Origin of the sequence: Kitasatospora sp. NPDC004615 (assembly GCF_042873545.1) — a bacterium.
GTDB lineage: Bacteria > Actinomycetota > Actinomycetes > Streptomycetales > Streptomycetaceae > Kitasatospora.
The window spans coordinates 18529-33883 of record NZ_JBIALQ010000019.1 but is presented as its reverse complement, the minus strand read 5'-3'; the positions used below and the strand labels follow the sequence as shown (position 1 = coordinate 33883).

21 protein-coding genes and 1 pseudogene are annotated in these 15355 nt (G+C 73.3%); 11 read left to right on the top strand and 11 right to left on the bottom strand.

Annotated features, from left to right (window positions below):
- The 3 genes and pseudogenes from ACFYS8_RS36240 to ACFYS8_RS36230 form a co-directional block, all read right to left on the bottom strand.
- A pseudogene (locus ACFYS8_RS36240) lies at positions 1-443 on the bottom strand (HU family DNA-binding protein); the annotation flags it as partial.
- 728 nt (positions 444-1171) lie between these two features.
- Positions 1172-1477, bottom strand: a complete 306-nt coding sequence (locus ACFYS8_RS36235) for a hypothetical protein (protein WP_387649877.1) — start codon at positions 1475-1477, stop codon at positions 1172-1174.
- Positions 1474-1824, bottom strand: coding sequence for a winged helix-turn-helix transcriptional regulator (locus ACFYS8_RS36230; RefSeq protein WP_387649876.1), 351 nt, complete (start codon positions 1822-1824; stop codon positions 1474-1476). Before ACFYS8_RS36230 ends, ACFYS8_RS36235 begins: the two co-directional genes overlap by 4 nt.
- An 85-nt stretch (positions 1825-1909) precedes the next feature.
- Here ACFYS8_RS36230 and ACFYS8_RS36225 point away from each other — a divergent pair, with 85 nt between their 5' ends.
- Positions 1910-2551 carry an NADPH-dependent F420 reductase gene (locus ACFYS8_RS36225; protein ID WP_387649880.1) on the top strand — a complete coding sequence of 214 codons (642 nt, stop codon included), beginning with the start codon at positions 1910-1912 and terminating at the stop codon, positions 2549-2551.
- Positions 2552-2569: 18 nt separating this feature from the next.
- Here ACFYS8_RS36225 and ACFYS8_RS36220 read toward each other — a convergent pair whose 3' ends face one another.
- Positions 2570-2875, bottom strand: a complete 306-nt coding sequence (locus ACFYS8_RS36220; protein ID WP_387649874.1) for a hypothetical protein — start codon at positions 2873-2875, stop codon at positions 2570-2572.
- 131 nt (positions 2876-3006) lie between these two features.
- Between ACFYS8_RS36220 and ACFYS8_RS36215 the strand changes: the two genes are divergently transcribed.
- Positions 3007-3204 (top strand): hypothetical protein, encoded by a 198-nt coding sequence (locus ACFYS8_RS36215; protein WP_387649872.1) that lies wholly within the window; start codon positions 3007-3009, stop codon positions 3202-3204.
- On the top strand, positions 3205-3495 hold the full coding sequence (locus ACFYS8_RS36210; RefSeq protein WP_387649869.1) for a hypothetical protein: 291 nt from the start codon (positions 3205-3207) through the stop codon (positions 3493-3495).
- Positions 3496-3514: 19 nt separating this feature from the next.
- Here ACFYS8_RS36210 and ACFYS8_RS36205 read toward each other — a convergent pair whose 3' ends face one another.
- On the bottom strand, positions 3515-3697 hold the full coding sequence (locus ACFYS8_RS36205; protein ID WP_387649867.1) for a hypothetical protein: 183 nt from the start codon (positions 3695-3697) through the stop codon (positions 3515-3517).
- A 588-nt stretch (positions 3698-4285) separates the two neighbouring features.
- Between ACFYS8_RS36205 and ACFYS8_RS36200 the strand changes: the two genes are divergently transcribed.
- On the top strand, positions 4286-5212 hold the full coding sequence (locus tag ACFYS8_RS36200) for a hypothetical protein (protein ID WP_387649865.1): 927 nt from the start codon (positions 4286-4288) through the stop codon (positions 5210-5212).
- Between the two features lie 79 nt (positions 5213-5291).
- On the opposite strand, the gene ACFYS8_RS36195 is transcribed toward ACFYS8_RS36200, so the two are convergent.
- Positions 5292-5690 (bottom strand): hypothetical protein, encoded by a 399-nt coding sequence (locus ACFYS8_RS36195; RefSeq protein ID WP_387649862.1) that lies wholly within the window; start codon positions 5688-5690, stop codon positions 5292-5294.
- Positions 5691-5704: 14 nt separating this feature from the next.
- Positions 5705-6295, bottom strand: coding sequence for a TetR/AcrR family transcriptional regulator (locus ACFYS8_RS36190; protein ID WP_387649861.1), 591 nt, complete (start codon positions 6293-6295; stop codon positions 5705-5707).
- 90 nt (positions 6296-6385) lie between these two features.
- Here ACFYS8_RS36190 and ACFYS8_RS36185 point away from each other — a divergent pair, with 90 nt between their 5' ends.
- On the top strand, positions 6386-7069 hold the full coding sequence (locus ACFYS8_RS36185; protein ID WP_387649858.1) for a histone deacetylase: 684 nt from the start codon (positions 6386-6388) through the stop codon (positions 7067-7069).
- Positions 7070-7131: 62 nt separating this feature from the next.
- On the top strand, positions 7132-8394 hold the full coding sequence (locus ACFYS8_RS36180) for an FAD-dependent monooxygenase (protein WP_387649856.1): 1263 nt from the start codon (positions 7132-7134) through the stop codon (positions 8392-8394).
- Positions 8395-8403: 9 nt separating this feature from the next.
- On the opposite strand, the gene ACFYS8_RS36175 is transcribed toward ACFYS8_RS36180, so the two are convergent.
- Complete coding sequence (locus ACFYS8_RS36175) at positions 8404-9288, bottom strand: LysR family transcriptional regulator (protein ID WP_387649854.1); 885 nt, start codon at positions 9286-9288, stop codon at positions 8404-8406.
- 91 nt (positions 9289-9379) lie between these two features.
- Between ACFYS8_RS36175 and ACFYS8_RS36170 the strand changes: the two genes are divergently transcribed.
- Positions 9380-10117, top strand: coding sequence for an SDR family oxidoreductase (locus ACFYS8_RS36170; RefSeq protein WP_387649852.1), 738 nt, complete (start codon positions 9380-9382; stop codon positions 10115-10117).
- Between the two features lie 12 nt (positions 10118-10129).
- On the opposite strand, the gene ACFYS8_RS36165 is transcribed toward ACFYS8_RS36170, so the two are convergent.
- Positions 10130-11068 (bottom strand): carbohydrate kinase, encoded by a 939-nt coding sequence (locus tag ACFYS8_RS36165; RefSeq protein WP_387649850.1) that lies wholly within the window; start codon positions 11066-11068, stop codon positions 10130-10132.
- Between the two features lie 287 nt (positions 11069-11355).
- On the bottom strand, positions 11356-12201 hold the full coding sequence (locus ACFYS8_RS36160) for an SAM-dependent methyltransferase (protein ID WP_387649848.1): 846 nt from the start codon (positions 12199-12201) through the stop codon (positions 11356-11358).
- Positions 12202-12254: 53 nt separating this feature from the next.
- Between ACFYS8_RS36160 and ACFYS8_RS36155 the strand changes: the two genes are divergently transcribed.
- Both ACFYS8_RS36155 and ACFYS8_RS36150 read left to right on the top strand, forming a co-directional pair.
- A complete protein-coding gene (locus ACFYS8_RS36155; RefSeq protein ID WP_387649845.1) occupies positions 12255-12737 on the top strand; it encodes a MarR family transcriptional regulator in 483 nt (160 codons plus the stop codon).
- 111 nt (positions 12738-12848) lie between these two features.
- Complete coding sequence (locus tag ACFYS8_RS36150) at positions 12849-13208, top strand: PRC-barrel domain-containing protein (protein ID WP_387649843.1); 360 nt, start codon at positions 12849-12851, stop codon at positions 13206-13208.
- A 27-nt stretch (positions 13209-13235) separates the two neighbouring features.
- Here ACFYS8_RS36150 and ACFYS8_RS36145 read toward each other — a convergent pair whose 3' ends face one another.
- Positions 13236-13628: a hypothetical protein gene (locus ACFYS8_RS36145; protein ID WP_387649840.1), complete on the bottom strand. Its 393-nt coding sequence runs from the start codon at positions 13626-13628 to the stop codon at positions 13236-13238.
- Positions 13629-13825: 197 nt separating this feature from the next.
- On the opposite strand from ACFYS8_RS36145, the gene ACFYS8_RS36140 reads away from it, so the two are divergent.
- Positions 13826-14764 carry a SigB/SigF/SigG family RNA polymerase sigma factor gene (locus ACFYS8_RS36140; protein ID WP_387649838.1) on the top strand — a complete coding sequence of 313 codons (939 nt, stop codon included), beginning with the start codon at positions 13826-13828 and terminating at the stop codon, positions 14762-14764.
- Between the two features lie 145 nt (positions 14765-14909).
- Positions 14910-15263: an STAS domain-containing protein gene (locus ACFYS8_RS36135; protein ID WP_387649835.1), complete on the top strand. Its 354-nt coding sequence runs from the start codon at positions 14910-14912 to the stop codon at positions 15261-15263.
- Positions 15264-15355: the final 92 nt, after the last annotated feature.

The window sequence follows — 15355 nt, the reverse complement described above, 5'->3', positions numbered from 1 at the left end:
GCAGGCTTCGCAGCCGTCCCGTTCGCCGGCTTCGCACCCGGCTTCGCCGCCGTCGTGCCGGCAGGCTTCGCGCCCGGCTTGGCCGCGGTCGTACCGGCAGGCTTCGCAGCCGTCCCGTTCGCCGGCTTCGCACCCGGCTTCGCCGCCGTCGTGCCGGCAGGCTTCGCGCCCGGCTTGGCCGCGGTCGTACCAGCAGGCTTCGCAGCCGTCCCGTTCGCCGGCTTCGCACCCGGCTTCGCCGCCGTCGTGGTGCCCGCAGGGGCTGCGCCCGGCTTGGCAGCCGTCGTGTTGGCAGGGGCCGCGTTCGGCTTGGCGGCGGTGGTGTCGGCGGCGGTGGAGTCGGAGGGGCTGACCGGGGCGCCGACCGCGGCGGCGGTGGGGGCAGCGAGCAGGGTGATTGCGGCGGCCGCGAGCATCGCGGTGCCTCGGAATTGTGGTGCCATGGAAGTTCCTCTTGATCCCGGCCGGGCGGCACACTCGGTGGCGGCGGGCCCGACTGCAGTGGACGGGGTTGAGTGGACTGCCCTGATACCTAACCGCCCGTCAAAAGGTTCCTGCCGACTCGGCCCGCATTCCATACCGACGGACCATCAGTTAGTTCACCCTTCTCCCGCTCGGTCCGCGCCGCCCGCACCGCACCGCACCGCACCGCCCGGCATTGCGCTCGCCGCGAAACCGCGTGCCCCACGTCCGCACACGTAGCTGCGGGGGGTCACCCGAACGGCCCCGGCCCGATGTCACTGAGGCCGGGGAAGTGCCCGCGCAACCAGGGCATTTCCCCGGCCCCTACAGACGCCGGGCACTCGCAATTGACGCCGCACACCGCCCCCCTTCCCTCCCCTGCCCGAACACGGCGACGGCTGGGTTCCGCACAGCCAGGCCCAGTTGATCACCGCGCTGCCGATCAAGACGATCGCGCCGGTGGCCTCCCGCAGCATCTGGCGGCACGTCAGTGAGCACCAACGGGAGGTCACCGCCCGTCGCGCGAACACCAAACGCAGCGCCCCGGACCGTCACCGCTCAACGCCTCGGCGCAGCGTCCTGCTCGCCGGGACCAGCACAGCCCCAGCTTCCAGCGGACCACCACTCGACGACTACCCGCCCACCACGCCGTCACCGACCCCGGGTGCACCACTCGGTGGACCGTCGCCCGGTGAAACGTGAGCAGCGCTCAGCGGTGGGCAAGCAGGCCGAACCTCACTCTCACTCCCCCCGCGCGAGCCCCCCGCTCCACCAACTCCACTGCCCAGCCCAGCACTTGCTCGTCATCGTGCAGGTACGGTTCACCGGGCCCGGAACGCAGATCGATGCCGAACAGCTTGTTCAGCCCCCACCAGGACGCCTCGTCCCACTCCAGCGCATCGTCCAGCACCCACCGCCCGGCCCACCGGTCCGCCGTGTCCCGGTCGACCCGGCCCTCGGCGGCGGCGTTCAGCCAGTCCGCGATCTCCGCAACTCCTGGTTGCACCTGGTTCACGATCGTCCCTCCGCCGCTTCCTGCGCGGCCAGTACCTCGTCGCCGTGCTCGAACGCCCAGGCCCCGAAGGCGTCGATCGGGGCCAGCAAGGTACGGCCCAGTGCGGTCAGTTCGTATGCTACGCCGGGGCGTTGCGGGTGACGTTCGACCAGGCCGTGGTACTGCAGGCGGCGCAGCGTCTCGGTGAGCACCTTCGCGCTGATGCCGCCGATCCGTTCCCGCAGTTCGACGGGGCGGCGCGGGCCGTCGCGCAGGGACCAGAGCACCACGGCGTTCCAGGTGTTGGAGAGCAGGTCGAAGGCGAGCCGGGCTCGGCAGTCGGCGAGGAAGTCGTTGGTCGTCGTCACGTACCGAATGGTGCCTGGCCGGCTCCGTACTGTCGAAGGAGATCAGTCGAACCCCGCACAGAATGGGAAGTTGATGAATTCCTCGCTGAAGATCGGCGTTCTCGGGACCGGCCGGATGGCCGACGCGCTCGCCACCCAGTGGGCGCGCGCCGGTCACCCGGTCACCATCGGCGGCCGGGACGCGGCCAAGGCCCGCCGGCTCGCCGACCGGATCGGCCATGGCGCCCGCCCGGCCGGTCTGCGCGCGGCGGCGGAGGCCGGCGAGGTGGTGCTCGCGGCGCTGCCGTACGGCGCGGGAACCGGCGTCGTCCGCGAGCTGCGCGACGCGCTGGCCGGCCGCACCCTGATCGACTGCGCCAACCCGGTCGGCCCCGGCTTCCAGCTTCTCACCGGCCAAGGACCGTCCGCCGCCCACCAGTTGGCCGAGGCCGCACCCGACGCCCGGGTGGTGAAGGCGTTCAACCTCTGCCACGAGGACGTCTGGCGCCGGCAACCCCCGGTCTTCGACGGCCGCCCCCTCGCCGTCCCCCTCTGCGGCGACCACCCGGACGCCCTCGCCCACACCGCCACCCTGGTCCACGACCTCGGCTGCACCCCCGTCCACGCCGGCCCCCTCTCCCGCGCCCACCTCCTGGAGGCCACCGCGGCCCTCTTCATCGGCCTCTGGCTCGGCGAACACGCCGACGCCCAGGCCATCGCCCCGCCCCTCGCCCACGCGGCGGGCTGACCCGATCACCCACCGGCGTCACGACGGGTACCACTCACCGTCGTCGCCCTGAACTCGCGCGCCCAGCGCCTTCGCCACCTCGCACATCATCGCGATCACCGCATCGCTCGGGTGCTTGGACACGACCCGCCCGGAGCTCCACCACATCGGAGCCGCCCCGAGGCCGGGATCGGCAGCGACCACCGCTTCCCACTCCGCCGCGCCGATGTCCTGACCCTCTTCGTCCCACCAGTTCTCACGACGGGTGCTGTGCACGTCATAGCCCGTGGCCGGCCAGAATAGGCCGCGAGACCGACACCGCACCGCCGAGGCCACGGTGTCCACCTGCTCCGCTGAGTCTCGGTGCCGTCCGCTATTCATGCCCCACGCACACAGAACACCCTGACCCGGCCGAACTCGCCGCCCTCCGCGACGCTTTCGCCGCCGCCGGAGGCAGTCGCGCTCTCGGTTGGGCGGTGGTGCACGCCTTCGAGGCGGAGCACGGCGTCGTCCTGCCGGAGCCCTACCGGACCTTCGTCGCCGAGATCGCCGACGGCTCGCCCGTCGGGCCGCCGTTCTACGGGCTGGTGCCGGTCGCCGAGTTGCCCGCTGGCTGGGGGACCAACCGGCGAAAGCTGGTGCTGGCGCGGGCGTTTCCGCTCGAAGAGCACTGAGTGCGGGAGGACGACGAGGAAGCTCCGGAGGAGGAGCTCGACGACGCGATCGAGCCGGTCTTCAAGCACGGCTCGGTCGTGCGCGGCACCAACGGCTGCGGCATGTACTGCCACCTGATCGTCACCGGACAGCACCGCGGTCACGTCCGGTACGTCGACGGCGAGGGCGCCACCCCGTTCGGCGCACCGTTCGGCGGGACCACGGCCGCCCAGGCTTCGCCGACTGGGCCGCCCACTGGGCAGCCGACAAGGAGTGGTTCGACGCCGAGGACTGAGCACCCCTACGGGTAGGCATCAACTCACGTCCACATCACCGCAGTTCGACAGTCACGCCGTATTCCCGCAGCAGTTCCACGGTCACGTCGAAGTAGGTGTCACCGGTCCGGTGGTCCAGCACGTACCCGGCGAGCGCACCGCAGGCGATCTCGGCGTTGTGCCAGACCAGGGTGAACGGGGGAACGACGGCGGGGCCGCCGCCGAGGTAGTCCTTCACCGAATCCAGGCAGCGCCCGTAGTTGGCGCCCGGTCCGAGCAGGGCTTCGCCGAGGGCCAGAAGCAGGCTGGTCGGGTCGGTGGCGTGCTGTCCGTCGAGGTGATACGTCCCACCGCTGCGGCCGGGACCGTAGCGGCCGACTCGGGTGAGGGCCAGCCACTCGGACCGGCCTTGAGCATCAAATGCGGTCCACGCCGTCGCCGTCCGGGCCCTCCCGCACCAGGAGGTACCGAGCCGGGAACTCCCGCCCCCACGCCGCCTGTTCCTCGCTCCGCACGCCTCTCCCCTGCTCCCGGGCACTCCGCCAGGCGCAGCCTATGGCCGGCGCACCGCGTTTTCCCGGCGCCCTCGCTCAGCGCCCCCGCTCGGCGTGTCCGCCGGTCCGGTGCAGGTGGGAACGGGCAAATCAATCCACTGGATCCTCCGCCGTGAACGGGGCAAAATCCCGGGGAACCGCAGCGAGAGGGAGCTTGTTTGGACGTGTTCGCGTGTGCCGGGTGCGGCACCGAGCTGACGGCGCCGATGTCCCGGGTCGCACTGCCCGTTCACACCCACCACGGGGGCTGGGAGGAGCTTCATCCTCCGCTGATGGAGCCGGCGACGTACGCCGTCGAGCCCCGGCCCATCGGGCCGCCCTGGCGGTTGTGGGAGGACGTCGGGGCTGAGGCGGCCGCCCGGCAGGGGGTGTACGCGCCGGTGTACTCGGTGTCCTTCGGCGCGCGGAACCAAATCGTCATCGCGCCCGGCGACTCCCGGTCCATGACGCTGATCCTCGAGAAGTGCGAGGGGTACTGCCAGGGCGTGGACGGCCGGGACGGGCCCAATCTGGCCTGCACGGGGTGCGGACGGGCCGTAGCGACCCGGATCGACGACTGCGGCTCGTGGCAGACGGTGTGGCTGGAGCCCGACGCGGTCGTACGCCGCCCCTCGGGGCTTCCGGCCCAACCACCGCCCGGCTGGGCGGACTTGGAACGTGCCGAGCATCGCGTCCCGCCCGTCGAACCCGACGGGTCGTGGAGCCGCCGCTGGGAGGCCGCGGTCGGCGTCGCGCTGGCCCACCTCGTGGTGGCCACCGGGAACCGGCCGGTGACCCTCCCCGCCGGCCCCGTCGCCGACTTGCTCGGCCACGCCGTGGCGCGCTACCTCCCGCCCGGGCCCGACACCCGCTCGGTGGGGCTGGCCGGCCCGGGCCTCCCCGAGCCCCGGCCCCGCCCGGACGTCCTGCTCGTCCCCCGCCACCCCGGCACGGGCGAGCCGTGGCAACCGTCCGACGGCGGTGGGACGGTGGTGCCGTTGGACAGCGGAGTCTGGGCGTACCTCGCCGGACCGGGCGAGACCTCGCCGATGCCCGCCACGGGAGTGCTCCCGCCGGGCGTCCTGCGCGACGACTACCCACTTCCACCGCACCCCTGGTACCCGCTGCCGGCCCACCACCGGGCCTTCCTGGACACCCTGGTCCGACTGCCCGCGATCCGCTCACCCCGGCTGCGCCGGTTCCACGACGCGTGCCGATGACGAACGCCCGTCGGGCCCGCCTCGCCCGGGGATTTCACCAACTGGGGCTCCCACTCCCGAATGCGCGCGGCAGCGAATCTCACCCCACCGGCGGCCGCACCCACGGCGCGTGGCGCTCACCCGGCGCCAACTCCCCACGCCAGTACCGGAATACCGTCCCCCGGACGATGGTCAGCCGACCGGCCGCGATCAACCCGTCAGCCGGATCCGCGCCGCCCGCGTCGGCGGTGAAGGCGACCAACACCGCTGGCAGCGCGCCGAGTTGGCGCTGGACGTGCGCCGTCTCGGCCGGCGTCGGGTCGCGGAAGGCCGGGTCTTGGAAGGCTGCGGGGCAGGTCACCAACTCGGGCTCGTCGAAGCGCAGTTCGAGCAGGTGGTGGTACGTGAGGTCGTGGCCCGTGCCCAGCACCAGGCGGGACGGGTCCCAGGAGACCACGTCCCAGTCCCACCAGGATCCTTCGGGCAGTTCGACGGCCACCGGACGTCCGCCGCTCAGCCGTCGAGCAGGGCGGCCAGGTAGCGTTCGGCGTCGGCCGCCAACTCGGCGCGGCCGGGCGGGTGCGCGTGGCCGCCGCCCGCCGTCGCGTTGAACAGCACGCCGTCGCACCAGCGCACCAGCCGTCGCGCGTCCGTGAGCGGCTCCGCCGAGCCGCACGCCCGCAGCAACTGCACCGCGACCTCCACGAAGCCGGCGCCCAACCGGTCGTAGACGGACCGGAGTTCGGGCCGCCGGGCGGCCTCCAGCGCCAGCTCGATCCGGGCCACCGTCAGCACTCGCCCGGCCGGGGTGAGCGCCTGGTCCAGCCCGTCCGCCACCACCTGCACCAGCAGTCGCCGGGCCGCCGCGCCGTCCCCGACCGGCCGGGTCGGCACGTCGCCCACCATGCCGGCCGCCTCCACCTCGGCGATCCGCACCAGCGCCACCTCGAGCAGCGCCGAGCGCGTCCGGGCGACGTTCGACGTCGAGCCCACCGGGAGGCCTGCGGCCTCGTCCACCGCCCGGTGCGTCAGGCCGCGCAGGCCACGCTCGGCAATCACGGCGATCGCCGCATCGGCAATCCGGGTCGGTCGCGCCACAGTCATGGTGCCGATCATCCCGCGCCCCGACCGCAACTCCCAAACCCTGCCGCGCCGTCGCACACACAGTGCCAGCAGGACGCTACCGTCTGCGACATGGACGAGACCCGCCCCCGACCTGCGCCGACCGGCCCCAGCGCGCTGGTGTGGTACGCGGCGTACGGATCGAACATGAGCACCGACCGCCTCGCGCGCTACCTCACCGGCGGACGCCCGACCGGCGCCGCCCGCACGCATCGGGGTTCTCGCGACCGCACACCGCCCGCGCGGTCGCTGCCGATCCGACTGCCCGGGATCCTGTACTTCGCGCACGAGTCGCCGCTGTGGGGCGGCGGCATCGGGTTCTACGACCCGTCCCGCCACGGCGAGATGCCGGCCCGGGCCCACCTCCTCACGGCTGGACAGTTCAGCGACATCGCCGCGCAGGAGATGCGCCGCGAACCCGGCGCCGGCCTGGACCTCACCCGGGCTCTGACCACCGGTCGCGACCAACTCGGCCCCAGTCACTACGAGATGCTGCTCCGCCTCGGCAGCATCGACGGGATCCCCGTCCTCACCTTCACCTCCCCGTGGACGGTCACGGACGCCGACCTCAACCCGCCCTCCGCCGCCTACCTGACCGCCATCGCCACCGGCCTCGCCGAATCCCACGGCTGGACGCCCGCCCAATCCGCCGTCTACCTCGCCACCCGCCCGGGCGCCACCGCCCGCTGGACGCCCCGGTCCGCCCTGCGGGCCATCCGCTCGGCCTCCGCCGACCCCAGCACACTACATCCGTAGTACGCTCTGCCTCAGCACCCGGAACTACAGCTGTAGTCCAGTCGGCCGATCGGAGCTTCGCCATGCCGTCCGCCTCGCACCCCGCCCACAACGCCCGCCCCGCAATCGTTCTCGGTGGTGGCATCGGCGGCCTCGCCGCCGCTCTCGCCCTGCACCGGCGCGGCATCCCCGCCACCGTGCACGAACGCGCCGCGAGCCTCGAACCGGTCGGCGCGGGGCTGGCCCTGGCTCCAAATGCCTTGCGGGCACTGGACGTTCTCGGTGTCGGCGCGCGCCTGCGCGCCCTCGCGGTGCGGCACCCTGCCGTCGGTCTGCGCCGCCCGTCCGGCCGGTGGCTGGCCCGGACCGACACCGAGGCCGTGCAGCGGCACTTCGGCGATCCGGTGCTGGGCGTCGCCCGGGCCGAGCTGATCGCCGCCCTGCTGGACGCCCTCCCGCCCGGCACCGTCCGCACCGACTCGCCGGCCACCCTGCTCGACGCCGGCGACGCGCACACTCCCGCCCTGGTCGAAACCGGCGACGGCCGGCACGAGGCCTCGTTGGTCGTCGCGGCCGACGGCATCCGCTCCGCCACCCGCACCCAGCTCTTCCCCGACCATCCCGGGCCGCGCTACTCGGGATTCACCACCTGGCGCACCGTCATCGACGACCCCGGCCACCCACCGACCGCCGTCGGCGAGGTGTGGGGACGCGGGGCGCTGGCGGGCATCGTGCCGCTCGCGGGCGGGCGGGTGTACGTGTACGCGGCCGCTCTCGCACCGGCGGGACAGCGCGCCGATGACGGCGACGAGCACGCCGAAATGCTTCGCCGGTACGGCAGTTGGTGCGCCCCACTACCCGAACTGCTCGGCCGCACCGACGCCGGGCGGGTACTGCGGAACGACGTCTGGGCGCTCACCGACCCACTGCCGGCGTTCCACCGCGGACGGGTTGCGCTGCTCGGCGACGCCGCGCACGCCATGTCGCCGTTCCAGGGTCAGGGCGCCTGCCAGGCCATCGAGGACACGCTGGTCCTCGCCGCCGCCCTGCCCTCCCCGCACCACGCCTCGGACCCACTCGCCGCCCTCCCCTCCCCACACCACGCCGCGGACCCACTCGCCGCCCTCCGCGCCTACTCCGACGCCCGCCTCCCCCGCACCTCCCGCATCGTGGCCGGCTCCCACACCATCGGCCGCCTGGTCGCCACCCACTCCCGCCCGGGCGTCCTCCTGCGCGACGGCATACTCACCCTCGCCGGACGCCTCCCCGCGAGGGTCCTGCTCGACCGCTCCGCCCCCACCTACACCTGGCAACCGCCCGCCCTCGAGAACCTCGCCGAACACTGACCGATCCGGTCAACTGCCTTCTCCAGAAGCCACGTTCGCACCACCGAAGGCCACGCTCGCCGCCCGGACCAGCCCGGCCAGCGGGCGGGACCGGCTGGCCGGGGCCCAGGCCAGTACGGTCGTCACGATCGGGGCGTCGAGCACGGGGACGACGGCAACTCCCGGGCGCAGCAGGCTGCGAGAGGAATCGGGGAGGACGGCGCGGGTCCGGCCGAGGGCGACCAACTGGGAGAGTTGGGTGTGGTCGCGGATTGCCGGGCCGGGGCCGTCGGGGTAGCTGCCGTCGTGGCGCGGGTAGCGCGGCGCGGGCAGTCCGGGCAGGTCGGCGAGGTCGGCCATCCGGAGCGAGGTTCGGCCGGTCAGGTGGTGGCCGGCCGGGAGCAGGGCGATCTGGCCTTCGGTGTGCAGTTCTTCGGTGTCCAGTCCGGCGGTGGAGTCGAACGGCAGGTGCAGGAGCGCCGCGTCCACCTCGCCCTCGCGCAACAGCCGTCCCTGCTCGCCGAATTGGCACAGCCGGACGTCCACCGGCACTGGGCTCGCTTCCGGGTCGGTCCCGGCGGCGTACGCGTCGAGGAGCGCCGCCAGCAGCTCGGTGGACGCGCCGGCCTTCGCGGCCACCACCAGCCCGGGCGGCTGCCCGGCCCGCCGGGTGCGCGCCTCGGCCGCGGCCACCGCGGCCAGCGCGGTACGGCCCTCGCGCAGCAGCACCCGCCCGGCGGCGGTCAGTGCCACGCCCCGGCTGTCGCGTTCCAGCAGGACGGTGCCGAGCCGCCGCTCCAGTTGCGCGATCGCCCGGGACAGCGGCGGCTGCGCCATTCCGAGCCGCCGCGCCGCCCGTCCGAAGCTCAACTCTTCTGCCACGGCCACGAAGTAGCGCAGTTCCCTGGTCTCCACCGGACCAGCCTACGGCGATACCCGCACGGTATTGCCGGGCAACCGGATCGGTCTTTGCCACCGGACCGGACCGGCCCGGAGCATGGACGGCATGAACGAGAACACGAACGGGCGGACCGTGGCGCTGGTGACCGGCGCGAACAAGGGCATCGGATACGAAATCGCGGCGGGCCTCGGCGCGTTGGGCTGGCAGGTCGGCGTCGGCGCCCGCGACGCACAGCGGCGCGAGGACGCGGTGCGGACCCTGCGTGCCCGTGGCGTGGACGCGTTCGGGGTGCCGCTCGACGTCACCGACGACGACTCCGCGACGGCTGCGGCCGAGCTGCTGACGGAGCGCTTCGGACGGCTCGACGTCCTGGTCAACAACGCTGCGGTAGCGGGCGGTTGGCGCCAGGAGCCGACCACGGCCGACCTGGCGGGAATCCGGCAGGTAATGGAGACCAACGTGCTCGGGGTGATCCGGGTGACCAACGCCGTCCTGCCGCTGCTGCGCCGCTCGGCCGCCCCGCGGATCGTCAACATGTCCAGCGGCGTCGGGTCGTTGACGCTCCAGTCCGACCCCGAGGCGTTCACCGGCCCGACCTCGGCCGCCTACGGCCCGTCCAAGACCTTCCTGAACGCCGTAACCGTGCAGTACGCAAAGGAGTTGAGCGACACCGACATCCTGGTCAACCTGGCCTGCCCCGGCTACTGCGCCACCGACCTCAACGACCACCGCGGCACCCGCACCCCCACCCAGGGCGCCACGATCGCCATCCGCCTGGCCACCCTGCCCGCCGGCGGGCCGAGCGGCCAGTTCTTCAACGAGGACGGCCCACTGCCCTGGTGATCGAGGCCTGGCTCAAAGCTCCCCCGCCCACGGCGGGTTGGCGCCCGCCACCGCCACCGTCCGGGCCGCTACCCGCGCCGCGAATTCGCAGGCCCGCTCGAGGCCGTCGAGCGTCAGCGCGTCCAACCTCCCACCCAGGAAGCCCTGTTCGGCGAGCGAGTGGAGCAGGCCGGCGGTGAACGAGTCGCCCGCGCCGACGGTGTCCACCACGGTGGTCGGTGGCGCGGGCACCCGGATTCGTCGGCCGTCCAGGGAGGCGAGCGCGCCGTTCTCGGCCAGGGTGATCACCACCAGGCGGGCGCCGGCCTCGTGCCAGTGGTCGCAGGCCTGTTCGGGGGTGGTGCCGGGCAGCAGGTGGGCCAGGTCATCGGCGCTCAGGCGCAGGATGTCGGCGAGCGAGCACCAACGGGCCATTCGGCGCCGGTAGTTCGCCGGGTCGACCAGCAGCGGGCGGACGTTCGGGTCGATGGAGACGGTGGCGCCGTCCCGCACCTCGGCCAGCAGGTCCTCGATCCGCGGGCCGCCGGGCTCGCGTACCAGCGCGAGCGAACCGGTGTGCACGCACACCGCGCCGTCGGCGCGCGCCGCCGCCAACTCCCGTTCCGTCCACTGCCAGTCGGCGGTTCCCTCGGCGTGGAACGAGTAGTCGGCGTGGCCGTCGCCGTCGAGCGCGGCCAGTGCCAGGGTGCTGGGCTCGGTGGCCCGCACCGTGCCCGACAGGTCCACGCCGGAGCCGGCCAGGTGAGCGCGGAACAGTTCGCCGAACGGGTCGGTGGAGATCCGCCCGAGGAACCGCGTCGGCGTGCCCAGCCGGGCCAGCGCCACCGCGGTGTTCGCCGGACCGCCGCCCGGCAGCACCCGCAGTGCCAGCTCCCCCGGCCGCGCCGCGCCGCGCTCCACGAACGCGTCGGCGACGCACTCCCCGACCACGGTGATCGACCGACCCGCCATCGAAACCAGCCTCCCATCAGGGCAGACGCACATCGGACCCGGTCCGGACTCCATCACCGCGACCCGCCCCGCGTCAATGCGGACCGGCCCGGGGGGGTCACCACCGGGCGATGTACCAGGTCCCCTGTGGGAGCGCCCCCCATCGGTGCGCCACCGGACTCCGCGGCGCTGGCCACCGCGACGCCTTCCTGCACCGCGCGACCTCCTGATCGGATCAACCCGCCTGCGGCATCGGCCTGTTCGCCCGCTCGATGGCGAACGGGCGGGTGCCGCAGCGGCGTTGGCGGTCAGGTCCGTACGGCCTCCAGGAAGCCGTTGGTGACGGTGCCGGTGGCGGGCGGCAGGGTGCGGCCGTGGGTGGCGGCGATGTCCTCGAGGGAAGTGAAGCGGGTGGTCCAGCCGTGGGCGTCGAGCCAGTCGGCCGTCCCGGGTCCGAGGCCGCCGCGCCACAGGGCGGTCATCTCGGTGAGGCCCTCCTCGACGGGCGTGCGGCTGACATCACGGCCCTGTTCGACCAGCAGGCGGCTGCCGGTGGCGGACAACTCGCCGACGGTGGTGAGCAGTTGGGCTGCCTGGTCGGCGTCGAGGTAGACCAGCAGCCCTTCGGCGAGCCAGGCGGTGGGTTGCTCGGGGTCGAAGCCGGCGGCGCGGAGCCGTTCGGGCCAGTCGGGGCCGGTGAGGTCGGCGGGCAGCGCGGTGCGCTCGCACTGCGGTCGGGCGCCGTGGGCGGTGAGGACCTGCTCCTTGAAGGCGAGGACGGGCGGCAGGTCGATCTCGTACAGGCGGGTGCCGTCGGGCCAGGACAGTCGGTGGGCTCGGGTGTCGAGGCCGGCGGCGAGCACGACGATCTGGCGGGTGTCGGCGGCGAGCAGCCGGTCGTCGTAGTGGCGGGTGCGCAGGATTCCGTGCATGAGCAGGCGGCGGGCGAGCGGTCCGAGCGGCTTGCCGTTGCCGGGGCGCGGCGGCTGGCCGGCGGCGGTGACGAAGGCGAGCGCGTAGGGGTCGACGAACAGCGGGTCGGGCTGGGCGCTCTCGTAGGCGCGGCCCCGGGCCACGGCAAGGGCGGTGCGGGACACGGGGCTCAGGTGATCGGCGGCGGGCAGGCCGGGGGTGACCGGCTCTTGGGTCGTCATGCCGGAAAACTACATCGGTACCGATGCATCTGTGAAGATGTATTCTGCCGCGCATGGACGGCGTACGACTGCTGCGGCTCGGCAAGCGACTGACCGAGCTCGGCCGGGAGATGGTCACCGACCACGCCTCGGCGACCCTCTCCCTCGGCGAGATCGCGGTGATCTCCGACGTGTACCGGCACCCGGACACCTCGGTGCAGGACATCCGGGTCCGCACCGGCTTCGCGCAGAGCCACGTCTCCACCTCGGTCGCCCGGCTACGCGAACGCGGCCTGCTGGACGCCACGCCCGACCCGGCGGACGGCCGCCGCACGTTGCTGCGCGCCTCCGAACTCGCCTGCGGCTACATCAGGGCCCGGGTCGCCCGACCGGCCGAACCCGTCATCGCCAGGGCCGTCCCCGACCCGGAGCAGGCCCGCCGGGTCGCCGAGCTGCTCGACGAACTGGCCGGACTGCTGCTCCTGCAGGACACCGAGGCGCGCACGCCCGCGCCGGACACCGACGCGCGAACGGGCGGACCCGACCACCGTCGATGACCATGGACGGGTCGGGAACCCCTCGTCCCGCCATGGTCCGTACCGCCGAGCAGGCCGCACCGCCGAGCAGGCCGTACCCCCGGCGGACCGTCCAGCCATCGGAGGCCGTCAATGATCAAGATCACCGAAATCCGCGAGTGGCGCGGGCACGACGTGGTCGACCAGGAGAGCAAGAAGATCGGCACCCTGGAGAACATCTACGTCGACACCGCCACCGACCTGCCCTCCTTCGCCACCGTCACGGTGGGCCCGATGTTCAGCAAACGCCGCCTGGTGTTCGTGCCGGTCGCGGACGCGGTGGTCGGGCCGGACTACGTGCGGGTCCCGTACGACCGCAACCTCGTGAAGGGCGCGCCGTCCATCGACCCCGACGGCATCCTGGCCGCCGAACAGGAACCCGAGGTGTTCTCGCACTACAACCTCGACTACGCCACCGGCGCGGGCGGCGAACGGCGCCTCGCCCGCCGCTGACACCGCTGCGCGGGCAGCGGAAACGGCTCAGGCGGCCAGGCCCGGCCGGTGCCGGTCGACGTCCGCCTTGAACGCGGCGAGGTCGTCGATGACGTGCCGGTCGGTGAAGCCGAGGCCCTCCACCAGGTGGTCCCAGAGGCCGTGCGGCTCGGTGTCCAGCTGCAGCATCAACCGGGTGCCGTCCTCCATGCCGGCCCCGGCGCGGTGGAACGTGACCACGCCGGAGTGCCCGGCCCGGTCCTCGCCGCCGCTCCAGGCGATCCGCTCCAGCCGCACCACCTCGGTGGCGGCGGCCCCGCGGCCCGCTCCGCCACGCATGCAGGCGGGCGGGCGGGCGGGCAGCGACACGCGATCGGTCCACGCGCGGTAGACCGCCTCGATCGGGGCGTCGATCTCCACGGATTCCTCGATCCGGCCCATGGTGTTCTCCTCTCCTCACCGAATGCGGCCGCCCGGCTGCGGTCCGCGTCCGCGCTGCGCCTGCTCCGTCCGCCGGCCGGCATGCACCGGCAGCCGGGGGGAGTGCAGGCACGGAAACTTCACACGTTTGCCAGGCATGCCCCTCAGCCGATCGGGTACCCGGGGACGGACCGGCCGGAGACGAGGAAAGGAAAGGCATGCCTGTGCCCACTGATGAACTTCTCCTGTCCGCACCCGCCGGGGCGACCTCCGAGCCGCTCGGAGCGCCCTCGGCCACCCAGGCCGACGCCCTCGCGGACCCGACCCACCCGGACCGCGTTCTCGCGGACCCCGCCGGCGCCCTCGCGGAACCCACCCACGCCACGCCCGCCGACGCCCGCGAGCTGAGCCGCGTGCTGCTGCGCCGTCTGGCGGGCCTGGAGGAGGGCACCCGTGAGTACTCGTACGTCCGCAGCACGCTGGTGGAGCTGAACCTGACGCTGGTCCGGTTCGCGATCCGCCGCTTCGGCCGCACCAAGGAGCCGTACGAGGATCTGCTGCAGGTCGGCTCGGTCGGCCTGATCAAGGCCATCGACCGCTTCGACCCCGGCCTCGGGGTGGAGTTCACCACGTACGCGGTGCCGACCATCGTCGGCGAGATACGGCGCCACTTCCGCGACACCACCTGGTCCGTCCATGTACCGCGCCGGCTCCAGGAGTTGCGCCTCGACCTGGCCAGGGCGCAGGACGCGCTGGCGCAGACGCTGGACCGCGAGCCGACCGTCGCCGACCTCGCCGCGCACCTGTCGCTGCCCGAGGAGCAGGTGATCGAGGGCCTGGCCGCAGCCAACGCGCACACCGCCGGCTCGCTCGACCTGACCGTCCCCGGCGAGAGCGACAGGCAGCAGCCCGCCGAACGCCTCGGCCGGGTGGACGGCGGGTACGGGCTGGTGGAGCACCTGGTCGCGCTGAAGCCGCTGATCGCCCAACTCCCGGAGCGCGAACGGCTGATCCTCTCGATGCGATTCACCGAGGACCTCACCCAGTCGCAGATCGGCGCCCGCCTCGGCCTGTCCCAGATGCACGTGTCCCGGCTGCTGTCCCGCACCCTGGCCAGGTTGCGCACCGGCCTGACCGCCGACGGCGACGAGATCTGACGTTACGTCAATTCCTTACATCGCAAGGGCTTTTGACCCCGACCACCCCACCGCACAGCGCACCCGGCCTCGACCGTCGCGCCCGCCGTGCGTATGGTCGAACCAGACCGGTCGAGGGAACAGGACGAGGATGCCAGCCGAGAACATGCCCGTGGCCCCCCTGGCGGTGGAGGTGCGGCACACGCCGTCGAACGCGGCGGTGTGCACGCTGTCGGGCGATCTGGACATCGAGACCCTGGAGCCCGCCCGAGAGGCGCTGGACCAACTGCTGGCCCAGCGCCTCCGAACGCTCGTGATCGACCTCGGGCGGGTCGACTTCTGCGACTCGTCCGGGCTGAACCTGCTGTTGCAGACCCGGATGACCGCGGCCGACACCGAACTGCCGTTCCGGCTCGCGGCGCTCTCCGGGCCGGTCCGGCACCTGCTCGAACTGACCGGCGCGAAAGCCGTGTTCACCATCCACGACACCGTGGACGCGGCCCTCGACGCCGACCGGTGAGACCCTCCGTCCGCGTACCGTCCGCCGCACCAGGCATAATCCGGCCCCGGCCGGGCAACCGACCCGTGAGCCTGCCGTCGAGACCGAAGGGA

Bases quoted from the DNA above. Each gene is read 5' to 3' on its own strand.
- ACFYS8_RS36155 (WP_387649845.1), top strand. From the start codon at position 12,255: ATGGACGGCGTACGACTGCTGCGGCTCGGCAAGCGACTGACCGAGCTC.
- ACFYS8_RS36190 (WP_387649861.1), bottom strand. From the start codon at position 6,295: ATGACTGTGGCGCGACCGACCCGGATTGCCGATGCGGCGATCGCCGTG.
- ACFYS8_RS36135 (WP_387649835.1), top strand. From the start codon at position 14,910: ATGCCCGTGGCCCCCCTGGCGGTGGAGGTGCGGCACACGCCGTCGAAC.
- ACFYS8_RS36165 (WP_387649850.1), bottom strand. From the start codon at position 11,068: ATGGCGGGTCGGTCGATCACCGTGGTCGGGGAGTGCGTCGCCGACGCG.
- ACFYS8_RS36200 (WP_387649865.1), top strand. From the start codon at position 4,286: ATGGAGCCGGCGACGTACGCCGTCGAGCCCCGGCCCATCGGGCCGCCC.
- ACFYS8_RS36145 (WP_387649840.1), bottom strand. From the start codon at position 13,628: ATGGGCCGGATCGAGGAATCCGTGGAGATCGACGCCCCGATCGAGGCG.
- ACFYS8_RS36185 (WP_387649858.1), top strand. From the start codon at position 6,386: ATGGACGAGACCCGCCCCCGACCTGCGCCGACCGGCCCCAGCGCGCTG.
- ACFYS8_RS36150 (WP_387649843.1), top strand. From the start codon at position 12,849: ATGATCAAGATCACCGAAATCCGCGAGTGGCGCGGGCACGACGTGGTC.
- ACFYS8_RS36160 (WP_387649848.1), bottom strand. From the start codon at position 12,201: ATGACGACCCAAGAGCCGGTCACCCCCGGCCTGCCCGCCGCCGATCAC.
- ACFYS8_RS36180 (WP_387649856.1), top strand. From the start codon at position 7,132: ATGCCGTCCGCCTCGCACCCCGCCCACAACGCCCGCCCCGCAATCGTT.
- ACFYS8_RS36170 (WP_387649852.1), top strand. From the start codon at position 9,380: ATGAACGAGAACACGAACGGGCGGACCGTGGCGCTGGTGACCGGCGCG.
- ACFYS8_RS36140 (WP_387649838.1), top strand. From the start codon at position 13,826: ATGCCTGTGCCCACTGATGAACTTCTCCTGTCCGCACCCGCCGGGGCG.